The organism is Sorangium sp. So ce394 (assembly GCF_051474665.1).
In the GTDB taxonomy this organism is placed as follows: domain Bacteria; phylum Myxococcota_A; class Polyangia; order Polyangiales; family Polyangiaceae; genus Sorangium; species Sorangium cellulosum_D.
In genome coordinates, this window is record NZ_CP150339.1 from 361914 (window position 1) to 380568 (window position 18655).

General features: G+C 72.5%; 14 protein-coding genes. 9 read left to right on the forward strand and 5 right to left on the reverse strand.

Features of this window, described 5'->3' with window-relative positions:
* Positions 1-111 precede the first annotated feature (111 nt).
* Positions 112-1812 (forward strand): eCIS core domain-containing protein, encoded by a 1701-nt coding sequence (locus WMF33_RS01390; protein ID WP_437335446.1) that lies wholly within the window; start codon positions 112-114, stop codon positions 1810-1812.
* Here WMF33_RS01390 and WMF33_RS01395 read toward each other — a convergent pair.
* Positions 1790-2851, reverse strand: a complete 1062-nt coding sequence (locus WMF33_RS01395; protein WP_437335447.1) for a hypothetical protein — start codon at positions 2849-2851, stop codon at positions 1790-1792. The genes WMF33_RS01390 and WMF33_RS01395 overlap by 23 nt on opposite strands.
* Before the next feature lie 675 nt (positions 2852-3526).
* Here WMF33_RS01395 and WMF33_RS01400 point away from each other — a divergent pair.
* Complete coding sequence (locus WMF33_RS01400) at positions 3527-4282, forward strand: class I SAM-dependent methyltransferase (protein WP_437335448.1); 756 nt, start codon at positions 3527-3529, stop codon at positions 4280-4282.
* Positions 4283-4315: 33 nt separating this feature from the next.
* Here the strand turns inward: WMF33_RS01400 and WMF33_RS01405 are convergent, their stop codons facing one another.
* Positions 4316-7759, reverse strand: coding sequence for an AgmX/PglI C-terminal domain-containing protein (locus WMF33_RS01405; protein ID WP_437335449.1), 3444 nt, complete (start codon positions 7757-7759; stop codon positions 4316-4318).
* 293 nt (positions 7760-8052) lie between these two features.
* On the opposite strand from WMF33_RS01405, the gene WMF33_RS01410 reads away from it, so the two are divergent.
* The 3 genes from WMF33_RS01410 to WMF33_RS01420 all read left to right on the forward strand — a co-directional run bounded on the left by WMF33_RS01410 (position 8053) and on the right by WMF33_RS01420 (position 10714).
* Positions 8053-9015: an NAD(P)-dependent alcohol dehydrogenase gene (locus WMF33_RS01410; protein ID WP_437335450.1), complete on the forward strand. Its 963-nt coding sequence runs from the start codon at positions 8053-8055 to the stop codon at positions 9013-9015.
* A gap of 15 nt (positions 9016-9030) precedes the next feature.
* Complete coding sequence (locus tag WMF33_RS01415) at positions 9031-9708, forward strand: hypothetical protein (protein ID WP_437335451.1); 678 nt, start codon at positions 9031-9033, stop codon at positions 9706-9708.
* Positions 9709-9871: 163 nt separating this feature from the next.
* Positions 9872-10714 carry a dienelactone hydrolase family protein gene (locus tag WMF33_RS01420; protein ID WP_437335452.1) on the forward strand — a complete coding sequence of 281 codons (843 nt, stop codon included), beginning with the start codon at positions 9872-9874 and terminating at the stop codon, positions 10712-10714.
* A 22-nt stretch (positions 10715-10736) separates the two neighbouring features.
* Here the strand turns inward: WMF33_RS01420 and WMF33_RS01425 are convergent, their stop codons facing one another.
* Positions 10737-13262 carry a penicillin acylase family protein gene (locus tag WMF33_RS01425; protein WP_437335453.1) on the reverse strand — a complete coding sequence of 842 codons (2526 nt, stop codon included), beginning with the start codon at positions 13260-13262 and terminating at the stop codon, positions 10737-10739.
* A gap of 547 nt (positions 13263-13809) precedes the next feature.
* Between WMF33_RS01425 and WMF33_RS01430 the strand changes: the two genes are divergently transcribed.
* Positions 13810-14193, forward strand: a complete 384-nt coding sequence (locus WMF33_RS01430) for a hypothetical protein (RefSeq protein WP_437335454.1) — start codon at positions 13810-13812, stop codon at positions 14191-14193.
* A gap of 63 nt (positions 14194-14256) precedes the next feature.
* Positions 14257-15321 carry an LLM class flavin-dependent oxidoreductase gene (locus WMF33_RS01435; protein ID WP_437335455.1) on the forward strand — a complete coding sequence of 355 codons (1065 nt, stop codon included), beginning with the start codon at positions 14257-14259 and terminating at the stop codon, positions 15319-15321.
* Between the two features lie 83 nt (positions 15322-15404).
* On the opposite strand, the gene WMF33_RS01440 is transcribed toward WMF33_RS01435, so the two are convergent.
* Complete coding sequence (locus WMF33_RS01440) at positions 15405-15905, reverse strand: SgcJ/EcaC family oxidoreductase (protein ID WP_437335456.1); 501 nt, start codon at positions 15903-15905, stop codon at positions 15405-15407.
* Positions 15906-16012: 107 nt separating this feature from the next.
* On the opposite strand from WMF33_RS01440, the gene WMF33_RS01445 reads away from it, so the two are divergent.
* The gene (locus WMF33_RS01445; RefSeq protein WP_437335457.1) at positions 16013-16612 is read left to right on the forward strand and encodes a MarR family winged helix-turn-helix transcriptional regulator; all 600 of its coding nucleotides are present in this window, start codon (positions 16013-16015) and stop codon (positions 16610-16612) included.
* 37 nt (positions 16613-16649) lie between these two features.
* Here the strand turns inward: WMF33_RS01445 and WMF33_RS01450 are convergent, their stop codons facing one another.
* The gene (locus tag WMF33_RS01450) at positions 16650-17420 is read right to left on the reverse strand and encodes an SDR family NAD(P)-dependent oxidoreductase (RefSeq protein ID WP_437335458.1); all 771 of its coding nucleotides are present in this window, start codon (positions 17418-17420) and stop codon (positions 16650-16652) included.
* A gap of 118 nt (positions 17421-17538) precedes the next feature.
* On the opposite strand from WMF33_RS01450, the gene WMF33_RS01455 reads away from it, so the two are divergent.
* Positions 17539-18453, forward strand: coding sequence for a LysR substrate-binding domain-containing protein (locus WMF33_RS01455; protein ID WP_437335459.1), 915 nt, complete (start codon positions 17539-17541; stop codon positions 18451-18453).
* Positions 18454-18655: the final 202 nt, after the last annotated feature.

Sequence of the window (18655 nt, forward strand, 5' to 3'; positions counted from 1 at the left end):
GCTGAGCTGAGCGCTGCACAGGCGGCAGGCAGCGCTCGCGACAGGAGCATCGCGGTAGACACGCCCGTCACGAGCTGGTAGGCTCGGCGTGACCACGGGGAGCGTTCCTCCATGTTCACGTTCGCTCGGAAGCCGCATCCATCTTCGGCACCTTCTCCTGCCCCGAAGCCTGCGAGGCAGCGCTCCTTTGAGCCGCGCTCGCCCGCGCCCGCGAGCGCCCCCTGGTCACGCATTGAGCGCGCAGCTTCGAAGGCAGACGGGGAGACCGAAGCATCTCCTCGTGTCGCCCCGGGTCCTCAGTTCGATTTCTCCCGCATCTCGGTCCTGCCGCCGATCCAGCGCAAGGCGACCGTCAGTGTCCCCGGGGATCCGTACGAGCGCGAGGCGGACGAGGTGGCCGACCAGGTGATGCGGATGGCGGAGCCGGGGCCTGCCGGGCCTCCGCCGGGCGCGATCATGCGCACCTGCTCGGCGTGCGAGGAGAGGGAGACGATTCAGCGTGAGCACGTATCGGCGGCGCATACGGGCGCGGCGCTGGACACGGGGGCTGCTCTGCGCGCCGCCGAGCGCGGGGGCGAGCCGCTGCCGCGGGCGGCGCGGGATTTTTTCGAGCCACGCTTCGGGCAGGACTTCAGCCAGGTGCGGGTGCACACGGACGGCGAGGCGTCAGACGCGGCCCGCGCGGTGCAGGCGCGAGCATACACCGTCGGGCGCCATATCGTGTTTGGAGCCGGCGAGTATGCTCCCGGTACCGCGGCAGGGATGCGGCTGCTTGCCCATGAGCTCAGCCATGTCGTCCTCGGCGCGGGCAGATCGCAGGCCATCGCGCGCAAGACCAAGGGCGAGGTGGCCGTCGATAAGGCGCACACCGATTGGCTCGATCCCGACGCGAACGTGAAGGCCGACGTCGACGTGATCAAGGTCGCGCTCAGGGAGATCAAGAGAGGCAAGAGCGTCGAGTACAACCGCGACGCCGCCAAGAAGAAGATCGCCTCCGCGCTCACGACGCTCGGCACATCCAAATCCGCCGCCGTCGAGGCGGAGTGGGACTGGCTGGTCAACGAACGCGCCTCGGCCGGCACGGCGAAGTACAAGGCCAATGAGAAGGCGTTCTTCGCACAGCTGACGACGCCGCTCAGCACGCTGAGCGCCAAGCATGGCAGTGCCCAGACGAAGTACTGGCTCAAGAACACTCCTCCCCAGGTGATGGACGTGATCTACGCCGTGGCGGACCAGGACATGCCGGCGGACCAGCTCTGGTGCTACGCGTTCAAGGAGGGGCTTGTCGACTACGTGCGGGACGAGATAGGCCTCTCCAAGACTGCCGATCCGACGATGGCCCAGCTCAAGGGCGTCAGCACCACCAAGACCATCTCCGGCTTCGACTACGTTGGCACCGACGATTTCTGGGCCGATTATACCGCCAAGAAGGAGCCGCTCTCCGGCTATCTGCCCAAGGGTTACGACCTGACCAAGGTCACGCGCGATCCACGGGTGAACGAGAAAGGTCGCACCGTCGAATCCGCCCAATTCCCCGACCTCAAGATGGGCCTGCAGGCCCTCTCGGCGTACATGAAGCGGCGCCGGGCGCTCTTCCTCGCGGACGTGAAGACGTACGGCTATACGGCCCCCACCAAGGACGAGCTCGTGTACTGGACGTACGTCTACTACAACGTCGGTGAGTTCAACGGGCAGCTCAAGAAATACAAGGGCAAGCGCAAGCTCTCGGACTGGATCAACAACCGTGAGTATTCGAACGCCATCAAGGTGCTCGAGAGCTATCGCATGATCACGGCGATGAAGATATTCTGAGCGCCGCCGCGAGATCGCCGAGGGGGATCGCCTCGTCCTCGACGGTGAGCGCGCGCTCGTCGAGCGACCAGCGCCCCTCGAGCGGGATCCGCCCGATCGCGCCGACCCTGGGCGCGGCGACGAGGAGCTCGCGCACATCGTCGAACGCGCGCTCGACGAGCACAAGACCGTCGGTGCAGGCCGCGCGGCCCAGGCTGGGGTGGCGGAGCTTCGTCACCCCGGTGGAGATGTAGACCCAGCTCGAAGCGTCTTTGTCTGTGTCGTGCACGACGACGCCGTGATCGGTCGTGAACACCTCGAGCGGGCCGCAGCGCGCCGCTTGCTTCAATCGATGATGGTTGTGGGCGAAGTAGGCGAGCAGCGCGAACGGCGCGCCCGCCGGGGACGGCGGAGCCAGCTCCTCCGCCGGCGCGAGCGACGAGGCGAGGGCGCGCAGCCCGGGCTCGGCGAGGACGACGACCTGGCTCTCGGGTAGCGCCGGGGGGCCGGGCGACCAGACGGGCGTGTACCGGGCCGTATCCACGAAGGGCGGACTCTCCGGGCCTGGCTTCGCGAGGTGGTGCTCGATCAGCCAGCGGAACGATCCATCGATCGTATCGAGCCGCCTGAGGTGCGCTCGACCGTAGAGCAGATCGACGACGCCATCGATGAGGCGAGGGCGCGCGGCGAGCGCCGGAGGCAGCGCCGTCATCGCGAGGAAGTCGCCGAACGACGAGGTAGTATCGATGGTGATGGCCTGGCTGCCGCAGGGGGCCTGGATCGTCAGGATCACGCCGCCTGCGCCGCTGCCGCCGCTCTCGCGGCCCTCCCAGCAATCGTCGTTACCGCCCCCGTCGAGGTGGCCCCGGCCCGCAGAGGACGCTCGATCGGCGGGGAGCTTGCCCGAGAAGGCCTTGACCACGGCCGGCGATCTCGACCGAGGCGCGCTCAGGCCGGGTGTCAGGGACGCGCTATCGCGGGCAGGGCCGCGGCAGCCCGCCGCGCCGAGGATCGACGCGGCGAGCGCGGCGAGGAGCGGGAGGCAGTCGATTCGACTCATGGACCGACGGGGAGCGAGAGCGATCGCGCGCCGACGATAACACGCCCTGTGCCGTCGAGCAGCTGGCAAGATCGTTGCGTCGACAGGCGCGCGAGAGCGGACGTACGGGAGCTGCGCGGAGAGACCAGCGGACCGGGCTCGACGAGGAGGAGCGCGTCATGGCAGCGCAGCGCCGGCCAAGGCCTCTCGGGTCTCCCTGCCGGGGGCGGAATAGCCATGTTCGGAACGTGGCGTCCGCTGCCCCGTCCCCGCCGATCCCCGCACGTGCCGACGGCACCGGTCCCTCCGGCGACGCGGGCGCATCTCCGCCGTCGCCTGGGGACGGTGGCGCCGGGCTCGTTCGTGTCCAGGCGCTTCGCCCCGGTGCGCGGGCGCCTGCGGCGGCGCGCGCGCGTCAAGCTGCGCCGTGACACGGTCCACCTCTGGACGCTCGAGATCGCGACCCACACTGGCAAGTGGGACAAGACCGGCTTCCGTGGCCCGTGGCAGGGCTCGCTGTTCGTTTGCGCTCAGATCCCTGGGACGATCGCGGCTCGCGCAAGTACCCTTTCTCCGCGAGGCCCGCGGCCGCGACGCGGCCTGCTGCACGCGAGCCTCCGCGTTGCCGAGGCGCGCGCGCTCACCTCACAGCGCGCCCGAGCCAGACCGAACCCCCCTCGCCCAAGGAGATGCCCCATGCAGATCACCCTGTCGCCCCAGGACTACGCCACCGCATTCCGCCTCCTCTCCGCGACCTCCAGGCACCCGGAGAACATCGCGGAGGGAATCCGGCAACGCATCGTCCCCCACCTGCCCGAAGGGCCGTCCTTGCTCGACGTCGGCGCCGGTCCCGGCGCCATCGCGGCGCGGCTCGCGCCCTGGTTCGGCGCCATGACCCTGATCGAGCCGAACGAGGCGCAGCTCGGCGCGTCCGCGCCGGCCGGCGCCGAGATCTTCCGCGACACCTTCGAACGGTTCGAGTCGCCGCGCCGGTACGATCTCGTCCTCTGCTCCCACATGCTCTACCACGTGCCCCTCGCGGACTGGGGCGGCTTCATCGACAGGCTGCTCTCGTTCGCCAAGCCGGCGGGGTACTGCGCCATCGTCCTCGGCGCCGATCGGGGGCAGAACTACGAGATGCACCGCGATTTCACGTCGATGGTCATCGACAGCTCCGTGCTCATCAAGACGCTGCGGGACAAGCAGCTCGCGTTCGACGTGGTGGGGAGCCACAACGCCTACACGGCGGAGACGCTCGAGGAGATGGTCACGCTCTGTCGCTTCTTCGTGCTCGCGGACTGCATCTCCGCCGAGCAGCTCGCCGCGATGACGGAGGGCGAGGCGCGCGCGCTCGACGAGAAGATCCGCGAGCACGCCGCGCGGTGTAGGACCGAGGACGGCGCGTACCGGCTGAGCCAGGACGACGACATGATCATCCTCCGCCGGGCGTGACCGTCCCGCCGCGCGTCGACGGCGTCCTCCGCGTCAGCGCGCGACCGCGCCGAGATCCACGAACGCCTGGTCGGTCATGATCACGAAGGGCCGCTCGTCGAAGCTCAGGCCGCCCTTGCCGTCGTGATCGACGATCTGCAGCTTGCCCATGCCGTAGCCCATCGGGCCGCGCGCATAGTAATGCGCCTGCAGGGTGTACCGGCTGGCCCGCCGGTCCCGGGGCGCGCGGATGGTGAAGCACTCGGGCCCGTAACCGGTGGTGACGTCGGCGTGGAGACGGCCGCCGCTCGGCAGCGTCGGGCGCTCGTAGTAGGCGTGGCCGCCGCGGTCGTCCCGGATGTGGAAATCGACGTCGTTGGCGTCGGTCTCCCAGGTCAGCACGAATCGGAGCGACGGCGCCCGGTCGAGGGCGGCGCCCGCCTTCGCGAGCCGGGCCAGGACGGTAGGCCGGCGCGCCGGCTCCGCCTTGAGCCACGCGGCGGCGACGAGGCCGAGGTCCTCGCGCAGGATGCCCTCGACGCCGGCGAAGCGCCCCGACGGGTAGCGGCGCGCGAGGCCCGCCGCGAGCGCGTCGAAGGCGGCGGCGTGCTCGCCCCGCTTGAGGCGCGCGAACGCGAGCAGGCGGTGGCTGGAGGGGTGATCGGGGCGCTGCTCGCGCGCCTTCTCGTAGGTGTCCACCGCCAGATCGAGGCCCACCTCGGCCGGGAGGCGCTCGAGGCGCGCGCCGGCGAAGCGGCGGAGGTCCGCGCGCGCCGGGAACAGGTCGATGAGCGAGCCGTACGCGCGGGCGGCGCCCGGCGCGTCGCCCGCGGCCTCGAGCGCCTCGCCGAGCGCGACAAGCGCGAGCACGTCGCCGGGCGCGTCGGCGTGCCAGGCCGAGGCGTCGCGCGCCGCGGCCTGCGCGTCGCCGTGGGCGAGGAGGTCGTGGACCCGCGCGAAGCGGCCGGTGTACGGCTGGACCGGCAGCTCCGGCGGCGGCGCGGCGGCGCGCGGCGCGGCGGCGGCGCGCGGCGCGGCGGCGGCGTGCGGCGCGGCGGCGGCGTCCGGAGGCGCCAGCTGGAGCGGGTACACCACGTCGACGCTGCCGACCTCGGGCCGAGGGAACGTCAGCCCGTAGAAGGCGCGGATCACGCAGGAGACCACGGCCCCGTCGGGCAGATCGGAGCCGCCGTCGCGCGCGTTCACGACCGCGCCGCTCGGGTCGATGGTGAAGCGCACGGCGACGCGGCCCTGCAGGCGGGGGCTCCGCTCGAGCCCGCGCTCGTAGCAGAGGCGGAAGCGGCCGAAGCTCTGGCGGACGATGCGCTGGATCACCTCCGGCGGGAGGCGGCCGCTCACCTGCGTGACGCCCATGCGGACCGAGGGCGCCGCGGCGCGGTGGTGGCCGCCGAGGCGGCCGTGCCCGCTGCCGAAGCCCTGGCCGGCGCCCGCGGACGGCGCGGGCGCGGCGGCACCGTGGCCCACGGTGCCGATCGAGCCGAGGCCGATGCCCTCGCCGCGGCCGCCGCCGCCCTCGCCGATGCCCGACAGCCCGAGCCCGCCCGCGCCGAAGGACGCCTCGCGCGCGCCGGGAGGCGGCGCCGGCGGCGCGGGGGGCGGGCGCAGGGCCGCGGCCTCGCCGGCGGCGTCGTCGGCGCGCGGGCCGGCGGGCGGCGCGGCTGCCTGCGGCTTCTCGGCCGGCGGCCACGAGCGCTTCTGCACGGCGATGCGGCCGCCGTCCACGGTCAGGATGTCGGCGAGGCCGCGCCGGGGGATGTCGAAGCGCTCGTAGTCGCCCTCGGTCTCCAGCACGAGCAGCGCGGTGTACGGGCTCAGCACCCGGTGCGCGATCGAGAGGTCGACGACCTGCTTGCGGAGGGCGTCCTGGCCGCCGGGCGCGACGTCGCCGGCGAGGAGGCCGTCGATCTTCGCGCGGGCCCAGGCGCGCTCGAGCAGGGGGCGCTCCACGCCGCGGAGGTCGGGCGCGGAGGTGCGGCCGTCCACCGTGATCCGGACCGGCAGCTCGGCCGGCACCTCGGCGTAGACGAGCGCCTCGTCGCCGGGCTGCACGCCGTCCAGCGTGCGGGGCCAGACCCAGCGCGCGCCCTCGACGCTCACCGCGATCCCCGAGCGGGTGGCCGAGGAGAGGCGCCGATCGAGCTCGGCGACGCCGCGGGCGCCGTCGATCACGGCGCCGTCGCGGGGCAGGCCCGCCGTGACGAGCTGCCGGAGGACGGCCTCGTCGCGGAGGCCGCCGAGCGCGACCGCGTCGAGCCGCTCGACGCCCGCGTCGCGCAGCGCCGCCGCGGCGCCGCGCAGGGCGCCCGGCGCGACCTCGCCCGCGGTGGCGACGCCGTCGGAGAGGAGCACCACGCGAAGCGGCCCGCGGGCGCGCGCGCGCTCGCCGGCCCAGCGGAGCGCGCGGCCGAGATCCGAGGCGCCGAGCGCCCTCCGCTCGCGGATGCGCCGGAGCTCCGCCGCGCCGAACGCCGAGGCCGCGCCGTCGAAGACGGGGGCGACGGTCTGGTCGTAGCAGGCGACGGTGAGCGGCGCGTCCGGGCCGCCCGCGCGCGCGACCGCCTGCGCGACGGCCGCGAGCAGGCCGAGCTGCTCCTCGAGATCGAGCGCCCGCGAGGCGCTGGTGTCGACGAGGACGACGGCGGAGGCGAGCGGATCGGGCCGCGACTCCACCGTGGGGCGCACGCGGGCGAGCGCGAGCTCGCCGCTGCGCAGGCCGCCCCGCGCCTCCATCGGCGCGAGGCGCGCGGGCGCCACCACGAAGTCGGCGTCGGGCGCCTCGTCCGTCCGGTGGAGCGCGTGGATCGGCGCGGCGGCGCCCGCGACGGTGGCCTCGAGATCGAGGTAGCTCACGACGGGCAGGCCGCGCAGCGGGACGGTGAAGGGGGCGTCGGGGCGGAGCTCCTGGGAGTACGCGAGGACGATCTCCTTCACGCCGCGCGGCGGGATGGGGAAGACCCGCGCGGTCACCTCGTTGCCCGCCGCCTGCTCGAGCAGCGCCGGATCCTGCTTGCGGTGGAGGAAGTCCTCGTACGCCTCGCGCGCGCGCTGTCGCTCGATGACCTCGCCCTCTTGCCAGCGCTTGCCGAGCCGCATGGCGAGGCGGCCGAGGCTCGCGCCGGGCGGCAGGGTGACGCGGAAGGTGCCTTCGAGCGCGCGATCTTCGGGGTTCTCGAAGGTGAGGTGCAGCTCGGTGAACGCGAGCGGCGCCTCGATCACGGCGCGGCCGGTGAGGGCGACGAGGCGCAGCCCCGTGCCGTCGGCGGCGGTGAGCCGGATCGGCGCGGCCGCGGGGCGGCGCGCCGCGGTGGCGGGGGCCGGCTCGGCGGGCTGGGCGCGCGACGCGGCGGGGTCGGGCCCGCGCCGGTGCGCGCCCGGGGCGGCGGGCGGCGAGGCGCTGTCGGCGCAGCTCGAGAGCGCGAGGACGAGGGCGGCGAGCGCGGCGAGCGCAGCGCGGCCGCGGGGGAGGGAGCTTCGCACGAGGGCCTCCGGTCGTGGCGCGGCGGGCCGCGCCTGAACGCGCAGGACCGCCGGCGTGGGATGGGGCGATCGACATCGGGGTGGGCCGGAGGTTCCCGGCCGCGTCGCTCGAGCCCGGGTCGCCGCCGGTGCCGGCCCGCCGCGCCGGGTGGCGGTCGTGGCGAGGAGATGACTAGAATCGTCGGCATGAGCCATCCCACCACGCCGCGCTCGCGATGCGCGCCGGCCGTCATCGAGGCTGGTCCGACGCCGCTGCGCGGAGGGGCGCGCCTCGCCGCGCAGGCCGGGGCGACATGAGGGCCATCGTCTACGACCGGTACGGCGCGCCCGACGTGCTGAGGCTCGCGGACATCGCCGTGCCGGAGATCGGGGACGACGAGGTGCTGGTGCGCGTTCGCGCGGCGTCCGTGAACTCCTGGGACTGGGATCTCGTGACCGGAACGCCGGTGGTCTTCCGCTTCTGGGGCCTGTTCAAGCCCAAGCACAGGGTCCCCGGCGCGGACGTCGCGGGGCAGGTCGAGGCAGTGGGCAAGAACGTGACCCGGTTCCGCCCGGGCGACGAGGTGTTCGGAGATCTCTGCCAGTGTGGCTGGGGCGGCTTCGCGGAGTTCGCGCGCGCCCGCGAGGGCGCGCTGGCGCTCAAGCCGGCCGGGATGACGTTCGAGCAGGCCGCGGCCATCCCCCAGGCGGGCGCCATGGCCCTGCAGGGGCTCCGCGATGAGGGGGCGATCCGGCCCGCGCAGACGATCTTGATCAACGGCGCGGGGGGAGGGGTCGGCACGTTCGCGATCCAGATCGCGAAGTCGTTCGGCGCCGAGGTCACCGGCGTGGACCGGGCGGAGAAGCTCGAGACGATGCGCTCGGTCGGCGCGGATCACGTCGTCGACTACGCGAGAGAAGACTTCGCGGAGAACGGGAGAACGTACGATCTGATCCTCGACGCCGCGGCGCATCGATCGATGTTCGACTATTCGCGCGCGCTGAGCCCGGGGGGAACCTACGTGATGCTCGGGGGCTCCGTCGGTCGGATCCTCGAGCTCTTGTTGCTCGGTCCGTGGATCTCGAGGAGCGAGCGAAAGAAGATGCGCATCCTGGCGGCGAAGGCAAATCACGAGCTGGCTGTCCTGGCGGAGCTGTTTCAAGCGGGGAAGGTGAGGCCCGTCATCGATCGCTGTTACCCGCTCGCTGAGGTCGCCGACGCGTTTCGCTATTTCGGGGAGGGAAGAGCGTGCGGGAAGATCGTCATCACCCTGTGACCCCGAGGGAGAGGCATGCTCGCGTTCATCCACACGGCCCGCGTCCACGTCGAGACCTTCAGCCGCCTCGTCCGGGCGGTGGACGACGCGATCCCGGTTCGGCATGAGGTCCAGGAGCGCCTCCTCGCGGACGCGGTGGCGGCCGGCGGGATCACGGACGGCGTCAGGTCGGCCACGGCCGCGGTCGTCCAGGCCCTCGCCGGCGGCGGCGCGCGGGTGATCGTGTGCACCTGCTCGACCCTCGGCGGCGTCGCGGAGGCGGTGCCCGTCGACGGCTGCGTCGTGATGCGGATCGATCGCCCGATGGCGGAGCAAGCCGTCGCGAGCGGCCGCCGGATCGTCGTCCTGGCTGCGCTCCAGAGCACATTGCAGCCGACCGTGGCGTTGCTGCATCAGATAGCGTCCGACGCGGAGCGCTCGATCGACGTTGTCCAGATGCTCTGCGAGCGCGCGTGGCGGCTCTTCGAGGCGGGTGACCACCCCGGTTATATCGGTGAGATCGCCACGACCATCGAGACCACCGCGCACCCGAGCGATCTCGTGCTGTTGGCGCAGGCGTCGATGGCTCCCGCTGCCGAGCTCGTTCGACATCTCGGGATCCCTGTCCTGAGCAGCCCGAGATCGGGCGTGGAGGCTGCCGTGTCGAGGTATCGCTCCACTCCTGCCGGTGGAGCACCGCGCGCGAGAGGATAGGCGGGGAGCTCGGGCACGTCGCGAGGCGTCGCGGGGCGCCTCGAGGGGACATCGCCGCGCCTGACGCCGGCGAGGAGGCGAATCGATCTTCGCCGTGTCGCCCGCGCGGCTACGCCGCCATGACGGGCTTTACCGCGCGCGCGCGCCGTGATGCAGTCACGCCGTGACCACACCGAGCAAACCCAAGGCGCCCGAGGGCGATCTCGCCACCTTCCAACGCGAGCGCGTCACGCACCACGGGGAGACGCGCGACGTCTATCGGAAGGGGAAGGGCCCCGCGGTCCTCGTGCTGACCGAAATGCCGGGCATCTCTCCCCAGGTGCTCGGGTTCGCCGACCGGGTCGTGGCGCTCGGCTGCACGGCCGTGCTGCCGAACCTCTTCGGGACCGCCGGCCGCGACCCTCTGCAGCCGTCCAGGCTGTCGGGCACGCTCTACGCGCTCTCGACCATGGCCAAGGCCTGCGTCAGCAAGGAGTTCACCGTCCTCGCGACGGGGCGCTCCTCGCCGGTCGTCGACTGGCTCCGCGCCCTCGCCGCGTCGGAGCACGAGCGCTGCGGCGGGCCGGGCGTCGGCGTCGTGGGGATGTGCTTCACCGGCGGGTTCGCGCTCGCCATGGCGGCGGACGCTCGGGTGCTGGCACCCGTCATGTCGCAGCCGTCGCTCCCGCTCGGGCTCACCGAGAGCCGGCGGCGATCCGTCGATTGCGAGCCTGCGACCCTCGACGCGGTGGCGCAGCGCTGCGACCGGGAGGGCCTCCGGGTCATCGGGCTCCGCTTCAAGGGCGATCCGCTGGTGCCCGAGGAGCGGTTCCAGTTCCTGCGCGAGCGCCTCGGCGACGGCTTCGTCGCCGAGGAGCTGGAGCAAGCCGACGGTCACCCCGAGGGCCCTCTCAAGAAGCATCACTCGGTGCTCACCGGCGCGTTGATCGACGCGCCGGGCGAGCCGACGCGCGCCGCGCTCGACCGCGTCCTCCAGCTCTTCCGCGACAAGCTCCTGGCCGCATAGCGCGCCGGCGGCGCCCCTCGATTCAAGGAATCGCCGCGGACGTGAACGGTATCGGAAAGATCTGCCCCGCCCTCCACGCCTCCGCGTGATCCGCGTAGCGGCACGTCCGCGGATCACCGCTCATCCCCGTGCTCATCACCCCGAGCGACCCGTCGAGCGGCGCGAGGTTCCAGATGATCCGCGTCGCGCTCAGCGAGTCCTGATCGAGCGCGGCGCGCACCCCGCCTGCCTCCTCGAGCTCGCCAGGCGGGAGCGCCAGGATACCGACCTTCCCGAACCACCCGCCGATATTCACCGTCTCCACGTCGCCGGTCGCGGGGAAGGTGCCGATGTCGAACCGCGCGTCCGCGCCCGCGAGCGGGTGGTTGTAGGTCAGCTCGTGGATCCCGCCCCAGGTCCACGCGCTCACGTCCGAGCCGAGGGACGCGCGGAGCATCGCGTCCGCCTCGGCGAGGGCTGCGCGGACGGCCTGGTCCCGCGCGGCGCCCGGGTCGACGCCCGCGCTGATGCCGAAATAAGGCGCGCGCGGATCCTCGAGCACATCCATCAAGCCGCCGAGCTGGTTCGTGAGGAACACGCTCGGCGCGAAGAACGCGTACTCGTCGGGACCGATCACGTCCCTCACCGTGTTGCGCAGCAGGATCAGCGTGAGCATCTCGTACACCGCTGCCCCCTGGCTGCCGGCCGCCGCGTTCCCGTCCCACTGCGCCAGCGCCGCCGCGGCCGCCGCCGCGCTCGGATCGTCCGCCGGCAGCCCGGCGCGCCCGAGCGCCGCCAGGTAGCTGTCGCGCAGCGGCAGCCCGATCGTGGTCTGCGTGTCGAGCTGGATCGAGGCCATGTCCTGCGGCGTGAGCGGCGCCGTCGCCGTGGTGAGGCGGGTGATGATCCGCTGCGCGCGCCACGGCATGTCCCAGTAGTTGGCCAGGTGGACCGGCCGGCCCTGCGGCGCGTAACCGCGCGGAACGATCCGGTGGTTCGCCGTCACGAGGAGATGCGACGGCGGATCGTAGACCGAGGGCAGCTCGGCGTCGGTCGCGTATCCGGTCCACTCGTGCCCGCCCGTCCCCGGCACCGGATAGAGCGAGTTCAGCGGGCTCTCGCGCTGCGGCGCGAGCCCCGAGAGCTGGTAGCCGATGTGGCCGTGGGTGCCCGCGTAATCCGCGAAGATGAAGTTCCACCCGATGCTCTGCTTCAGCGCCGCCGCCCGGAACTGCGCAAAGGTCTGCGCCGCCGGCATCTCGAAGTATCCGTCGACCCTCCACGCCGGTTGACCCGCGGTCGACTTGAGCGCGAGGGTGCCGAACGCCTCCAGACCCTCCAGGCCATCGTTGAGGATCGGCCCGTGGGGCGTCGTGCGGAACGTCCGCTGCACGTCCGGCTGCCCCTTCACGCGGAGGGTCTCCGTGCGCGTGGTGACGCGCCTCCACTGGCCGTTGACGAGCACCTCCTCGCCGCCTCCGTTCGCGGGGCGGAGCGTCTCCACGTACAGGTCGACGCTGTCGAAGAGCGCATAAGTAGGCACCCAGGCGATGCTCTCCGTGTGGCCGCTGATGAACCCGGGGAAGCCGGGCACCATCCAGCCTGCAACGTCGTACTGCCCGCTCACCTTGAGCTGAGCCACGTAGACGGAGGACGGGGTCGCATGGGGGAAGTGCGGGTCTGTCGCCAGGAGCGGCTTGCCGGTCGAGGTGAGGTGCCCGTCGACCGCCCAGGCGTTGCTCGCGCGCCCGCTCGCGGGCGTCATGCCCAGGGACCGCCCCGCGAGCCAGCGCGAGCCCGCGAGGCACGCCGGCGGGGGCGGATTGATGATGGTCGCGGCCGGCCCGCTCGGGCCGGGCGGCACGAGGAACTGCGAGATCGGGCTCAGGTTGCCCTGCGCATCAAACATCGATACTTCGTTCCCCGCCTCCTTGATCAGCGTCGTCGCGACCTCCGTCCCGGCGACGGATGCCACCGCGGCGCGTTCGAGCTTGGTGAACCACGTCAGCGTGTCGAAGGTGACCCCCACGTAGATGTAGGCGAGGACGCTGTCCTCGGGCGTCCAGGGATCCGGCTGAACGCCGAGGGCTTGGAACTCGAGCGGCAGGCCGGTCTTCGACGCTCTCGCATCGGAGATGTACTGGTTCACGCCCGCCGCGCAGCCCTGCAGCGCGCGCTTCGTCCGCGAGGCCGCCGCCGCGTAGCGCGCCGCGGCGAACGCCGAGAGGTTCTGCGCGCGGGCGAGGAGATCCTGATCGAGGATGCTGTCGCCGTCGCCGGGCCCGTAGATCTCCGCGAGGCGCCCCTTGGCGCTCCGGCGCAGCACGTCCATCTGGAAGAGCCGGTCGCGCGCCATCGCATAGCAGAGGCCGCCGTAGCCCGTCGCTTCGTCGTCTGCGGTCACGTGGGACATCCCCCGAGCATCCACGCGGATGGACGCGACCCCGCGCCCGCTGATCTCGACGGCGAGCTGCCCTTCCCCCGCTCGCTCCGCCAAACCCCCACCCTCCTGGGTGACGCTGCACGCAGCAGCGGATAACAGGAACACCACGCCGGTCATTCGTCTCATCGTGCGCATCTCCTCCTGGACGTTTCACGAAGGCCGCGCTCCACAGACGATGTGCGCCGCGCTCACCTGCGCCACCAAGCCCCCTTCAGCGCGCGCGTGCGGAGAGCGGTCGACATTGCAGCATGCCGTCTCGGAAGAACTGGACGGCTGCCAAAACTGGCAAACTAGCACTTCCACGGTGTACGCGCCATGCGCGGAACCCATGGCGAACCGAGCTCTTCAGGACGCCGACCACACCGTTCGCGGAGCTCGCACACGGTACGTCCGGGGCTCGGGCGCGCGGTGCAAGGAGGTCGTCGCCGCAAGGTCAACCCCAAGGCGCCCCTCGGGTCGATGCAGCGTCACCGGCCAGTTAGGTCACCCACCAAGGAAGCTTTGTCTGGCACGATGCGCCCGCTGCGCCGAGCGCATGAACGCTATGCATTGGAGGCGAGCTGTCGGCTGATCCAGCGTGCTGAGCCCCCGAACGCCACGGCAGAAGGGGAGCGCTGCTCACGATTTGGCGCCATCGGTGCGCGTTGGTTGGGGCCATGGATCGGAGCGTCAGATGAAGAAGAGCACGAGCTTGAGCATGCTTGTCGTCGGCCTGGCCGCTTCGAGCTGCGCGCCGGCGGATCCTTCGAAGGACGCTGAAGCGCTCCTCGCCGGGGTCAGCGAAGATCCGGCCGCGCGAGCGCTCTCTGCCCCGGTGGGCGGCGCGCACGGCGTGCCGGACGACACCGCGCGGACCATCGGCGCGGACGAGGCGGCGCTCGTGGCGGAGGAGGTCGCAGACATCTACCGGCCGTTCGCGGCAGCGCGGTCGGCCACGATCACGATCGCGCCGGAGCGAAAGCGCGGCCCGCCGGGCGGCGCCGCTGAGCGGAGGCGAGGACCTCCTCGTCGCGCGCCAAACGTCTCTTCCGCCCGATGTGCACGCGCCTACGCATGAGGCAGCACCAAGGCGGGGATCCACGCGACGAGGAGCGGCCCTGTCCTTGCACGAGGGCCGGGCATGAGGTTTGGCATCTATCAGCTGGTCTCCTGCGCCGAGGGCCAGGACGTGCACCAGCGCTATCGGGACACGTTTGCCTCGTCGCTCGCCGCCGACGAGCTGGGATACGAGTCGATCTGGCCGGTCGAGCACCACTTCGATCCGCGCGTGTCGGTGCTCTCGTGCCCGGCGCTGTTCCTCGCGGCGGTCGCGTCGCGCACGAGCCGCCTGCGGCTGGGCACGGGCATCGTGCAGCTGCCCTTGACCCATCCGCTGCGCGCGGCCGAGGAGCTGGCGACGCTGGACGTGCTCAGCGAAGGGCGCGTGGAAGCGGGCGTGGGCCGCGGCGTGCACCCGGCGCACTTCGCCGGCTTCGGCGTGCCCATCGCCGAGAGCCGCGCGCGCTTCGAGGAGGGCGTGGCGTTGCTGCTGCAGGCCTTTCGCGAGGAGCGCGTCTCGTTCCGGGGGCGGCACTTCGACGTCGCCGGCGTGCAGATCGTCCCGCGCCCGGTGCAGGCGCGGGGCCCGACGGTGCGCGTGGCGGCCAACTCGATGGAAACGGCGGTGTTCGCCGGGAGGATGGGGCTGCCCGTCTTGACGGCCTCGCACGTGACGCCGTTCCCCAAGCTGGACGGGCTCCTGGGTGCGTACCGCGAGGCGCGCCGCGAAGCGGGCCACGCGCCGGCGGCGCCCGACGACATCTCCGTGGTGATGCCGCTCTTCGTGGCCGAGGACCGCGCCGGGATCGAGCGCCAGCTCGCCCCGGGCGTCGCGAGCTACGTCGCGATGGTGTCATCGGCGCTCGCGCCGCAGGTGGAGTCGGCCTCCGTGCCGGCGGACCGCGAGCGCTTGCTGGCGCTCCTCGCCGGGATGCGCGCCACCACGCTCGCGAGCCTCGACGCGTCGATGGGCGTCTTCGACACGCCGGAGGGGTGCGTGGAGCGCCTGCGCGCGCTGGCCGCGCGCTTCGGCATGGGGCGCATCATCGCCTGGTTCAACTTCGGCGAGATGCTGCCGCACGCCGCGGTCACGCGCGCGATGGCGCTGTTCGCGGCGCGCGTCATGCCGGCCTTGCAGGACGCGTAGACGGATCGCGCGCCCGTACCACGGCGCGCGCCCGTACCACGGCGCGCGCGCCACGCGGCGTCGCGGCGCTCGTCGCGGGGCGCTCAGGCCGCGAGGGCCTCGGGGTGGCGACGTCGCCAGAGGGCGAGGCGCCAGCGCATCACGGCCGCGAAGAGGCGCATGGACAGGCTGTCGGACGGGGGCAGGGGCCGCACCCGGGTGTTCTGGAACGACGCCACCCGAAAGCGCCCGTCGTCGCCCCGCACCACCACCAGCGTCTGCCGCGACCGCCGGCTCGGGGGCGCCGTCTTCTGCCAGGGCCACAGCACCGCGCCGGTGCTGACGACCACGGCCGCGTCCGGGCCGAGGAAGCGCACGCTCTCGATCTCGCCGACCAGGCGCGTGCCGGCGAGCACGCCGGCGAAGAGCTCCTCGTGCGTCCTGCGGTTCGCCTCGCGGCCGCGCAGCCACGAGCCGTCGAACGTCACGTAGTCGGAGTCGGGCGTGTAAAACGCGTCGACGGCGCTCGCGCCCTCGCGCGCCCACGCCTCGCACAGGGCCTCGAACAGGCGCCGAATTGCCGCCTCGTCGGTCGAACGATCCATGGGAACTCTCCTTGCGATGTAACTCTCTTAGTAAGTAAGATAGTTAGCGCGGATTGTCAAGCCCGCGGCGGCTCGGGTAGAGTGCGGGTGGATCGAGGCGAGAGGCGATGGCCGGGAAACGGGCGAGCGCGAAGGAGGTGAGCGAGCTGATCGACAGCCTGGGCGACCGGCTGGGCCGCGAGCTGAGCACGCAGTCGGTGCTCCTTCACCAGGCGATCGCCGAGCGCCTCGGGCTGAAGGGCACCGACCACAAGTACCTCGACGTCCTCCGGCGGGCGGCGGAGGCGGGGCCGGTCACGCCGGGCGACCTCGTGCAGCTCACCGGGCTGACCTCGGGCGGGGTGACGGGGGTGCTCGATCGGCTGGAGGCGGCGGGGTTCGTGCGCCGCGTGAAGCACCCGAGCGACAGGCGGCAGCTGGTGGTCGAGCCGGTGGTCGATCGTTACGCCGAGATCGGCGCGCTCTTCGCGCCGTTCCGCGAGCGCTGGGCGGTGCTCTGCTCGCGCTACTCGCTCGCCGAGCTGCGGCTCATCTGCGATTTCTTCGAGCAGGCGACCGCGCTGATGGCGGAGGAGATCGCCCGCATGCAGCGCCCGGCCGCGCCCGAGGCCGCCCCGGCGAGCGCCGCGCCTCGCGCCGGCGCGCGCGCCGAGACGGGCGCCCGCGCCGAGAGGGGCGCGAAGGCGCGCCCGCGCCGGACTTCCTGAAGCGGCGGCGTCTCCCGCCGCCCCTTCAGGGCGCGCCTTAGAGCATCATGCCGCCGGACGCCTCGATGCGCTGGCCGGTGATCCAGTGGCTCTCGGGCGAGAGGAGCACGGCGACCACGCCGCCGATGTCGTCCGGGAGGCCGACCCGGCCGAGGGCGGTCTGGGCGGCGATCATCTTGTTCAGCTCGGCGTTGTCGCGCACGGCGCCGCCGCCGAAGTCGGTCTCGATCGCGCCCGGCGCGAGCACGTTGACCGAGATCTTCCGCGGCCCGAGCTCCTTCGCCATGTAGCGGGTGAGCACCTCCACGCCGCCCTTCATCGCGGCATAAGCGGCGTACCCGGGGAACGTGAACCGCGCCAGCCCCGACGAGACGTTGAGGATCCGCCCCCCGTCCGCGATGAGCGGCAGGAGCTTCTGCGTGAGGAAGAACGTCCCCTTCAGGTGGACGTTCACGAGCGCGTCGAACTGCTCCTCCGTCGTCTCGGCGAAGCTCGCGTGGACGCCGATGCCGGCGTTGTTCACCAGGTAATCGAGGCGATCGCGCCCGAAGCGGCCGGCGAGCTCCGCCTTCACCGTCTCGGCGAACGCGCCGAAGCCGCGCGTGTCGGCGACGTCGAGCGCGAGGGCCGCCGCCTTGCCCCCCTTGGCCTCGATCTGCTTCACCACGTCCGCCGCCTCGGCCGCGCCGCCGCGGTAGGTGAGGATGACGCCCACGCCGCGATCGGCGAGGTGGAGCGCCATGCTCTTTCCCAGCCCGCGGCTCCCGCCGGTGACGAGGGCGACGGGGCTCTGCTTCGATGTGCTCATGGTCGGGTCCTTTCGGTGGAGACGCGGCCGCTCGCCGCTGTCTGCGGGCATAGATAGCGAGCCGATCCCGGTTGAGAAAGGCCCGGGGTTCCGACACACTGTTTCGCTAGCCGAAACAATGAGCATCGACCTCGAATCGCTGAAGATCTTCGTGAAGGTGGCCGAGCTCGGGAGCTTCACGCGCGCGGGCGAGCACCTCGGCATGCCCAAGGCGCGCGTGTCGCTGCGGATCTCGGCCCTCGAGGCCGAGCTCGGCACCCGGCTCCTCCAGCGCTCGACCCGCGTCGTGCGCCTCACGCCCGACGGCGAGGAGCTCCTCCCGCGGGCGCGGCGCCTCGCGCTCGAGGCCGACGAGGTCGGCGCGATGTTCCAGGCGGCGAGGGCCCTGCGCGGGCGCGTGCGGATCGATCTGCCGGTGCGCTTCGCGTGCGACGTCATCATCCCGCGCCTGCCCGAGCTGCTCGCGCGCCACCCGGGGCTCGAGGTGCTCCTCAGCACGACCGATCGGCGCGTCGAGCCGCTCCGCGAGGGCTTCGACTGCGTCCTGCGCATCGGCGCCCCGGGAGACCCGGGGCTCGTCGGCCGCAGGCTCGGCGCCCTGGGGATGGCGAACTGCGCGAGCCCGTCGTATTTGCGCGAGCACGGTACGCCCCGCCGGCTCGAGGATCTCGATCGGCACCTCGTCGTCCATTACGCGTCGACGCTCGGCGCCGACGCGCCGTCGTTCGAGTACCCTCACGAGGGCGCGTATCGCGAGCGGCCGATGCGCAGCGTGGTGACGGTCAACAGCGCCGACGCCTACCTCGCGGCGTGCGTGGCGGGGCTCGGCATCATCCAGGCGCCGCGGGCAGGGAGGATCGGAAGCAGCCTCGCCGCAGGCGCGCTCGTCGAGGTCCTGCCCGCCCTCACCTGCGCACCCATGCCGGTCTCGCTCCTCCACACGCACGGCAGGAGCGTGCCGCGCCGCGTGCGCGCGGTGATGAGCTGGATCGCCGAGGTGCTCTCTCCGCACGTCGACGCGCTCGACCGCTGACCCGGGGAGCCGCGCTGGAGCGAGCTCGACCCTGCGTGTTCGGGCGAGCTCACCCGATCGACGTCGACCGTCACGGCCGAGGGGCGCGCGCAGCAGGAAAACGACGCGGTCGGGGCGATTCGCGCGAAGGACGACCGAGGTTGCCCGCATTCACCCGGATAACCGTCCTGTCCCCCAGGGGAGCCAGGCTCTCGTGGCGGTT

Bases quoted from the DNA above. Each gene is read 5' to 3' on its own strand.
- WMF33_RS01390 (WP_437335446.1), top strand. From the start codon at position 112: ATGTTCACGTTCGCTCGGAAGCCGCATCCATCTTCGGCACCTTCTCCT.
- WMF33_RS01395 (WP_437335447.1), bottom strand. From the start codon at position 2,851: ATGAGTCGAATCGACTGCCTCCCGCTCCTCGCCGCGCTCGCCGCGTCG.
- WMF33_RS01400 (WP_437335448.1), top strand. From the start codon at position 3,527: ATGCAGATCACCCTGTCGCCCCAGGACTACGCCACCGCATTCCGCCTC.
- WMF33_RS01410 (WP_437335450.1), top strand. From the start codon at position 8,053: ATGAGGGCCATCGTCTACGACCGGTACGGCGCGCCCGACGTGCTGAGG.
- WMF33_RS01415 (WP_437335451.1), top strand. From the start codon at position 9,031: ATGCTCGCGTTCATCCACACGGCCCGCGTCCACGTCGAGACCTTCAGC.
- WMF33_RS01425 (WP_437335453.1), bottom strand. From the start codon at position 13,262: ATGAGACGAATGACCGGCGTGGTGTTCCTGTTATCCGCTGCTGCGTGC.
- WMF33_RS01430 (WP_437335454.1), top strand. From the start codon at position 13,810: ATGAAGAAGAGCACGAGCTTGAGCATGCTTGTCGTCGGCCTGGCCGCT.
- WMF33_RS01435 (WP_437335455.1), top strand. From the start codon at position 14,257: ATGAGGTTTGGCATCTATCAGCTGGTCTCCTGCGCCGAGGGCCAGGAC.
- WMF33_RS01440 (WP_437335456.1), bottom strand. From the start codon at position 15,905: ATGGATCGTTCGACCGACGAGGCGGCAATTCGGCGCCTGTTCGAGGCC.
- WMF33_RS01445 (WP_437335457.1), top strand. From the start codon at position 16,013: ATGGCCGGGAAACGGGCGAGCGCGAAGGAGGTGAGCGAGCTGATCGAC.
- WMF33_RS01450 (WP_437335458.1), bottom strand. From the start codon at position 17,420: ATGAGCACATCGAAGCAGAGCCCCGTCGCCCTCGTCACCGGCGGGAGC.
- WMF33_RS01455 (WP_437335459.1), top strand. From the start codon at position 17,539: ATGAGCATCGACCTCGAATCGCTGAAGATCTTCGTGAAGGTGGCCGAG.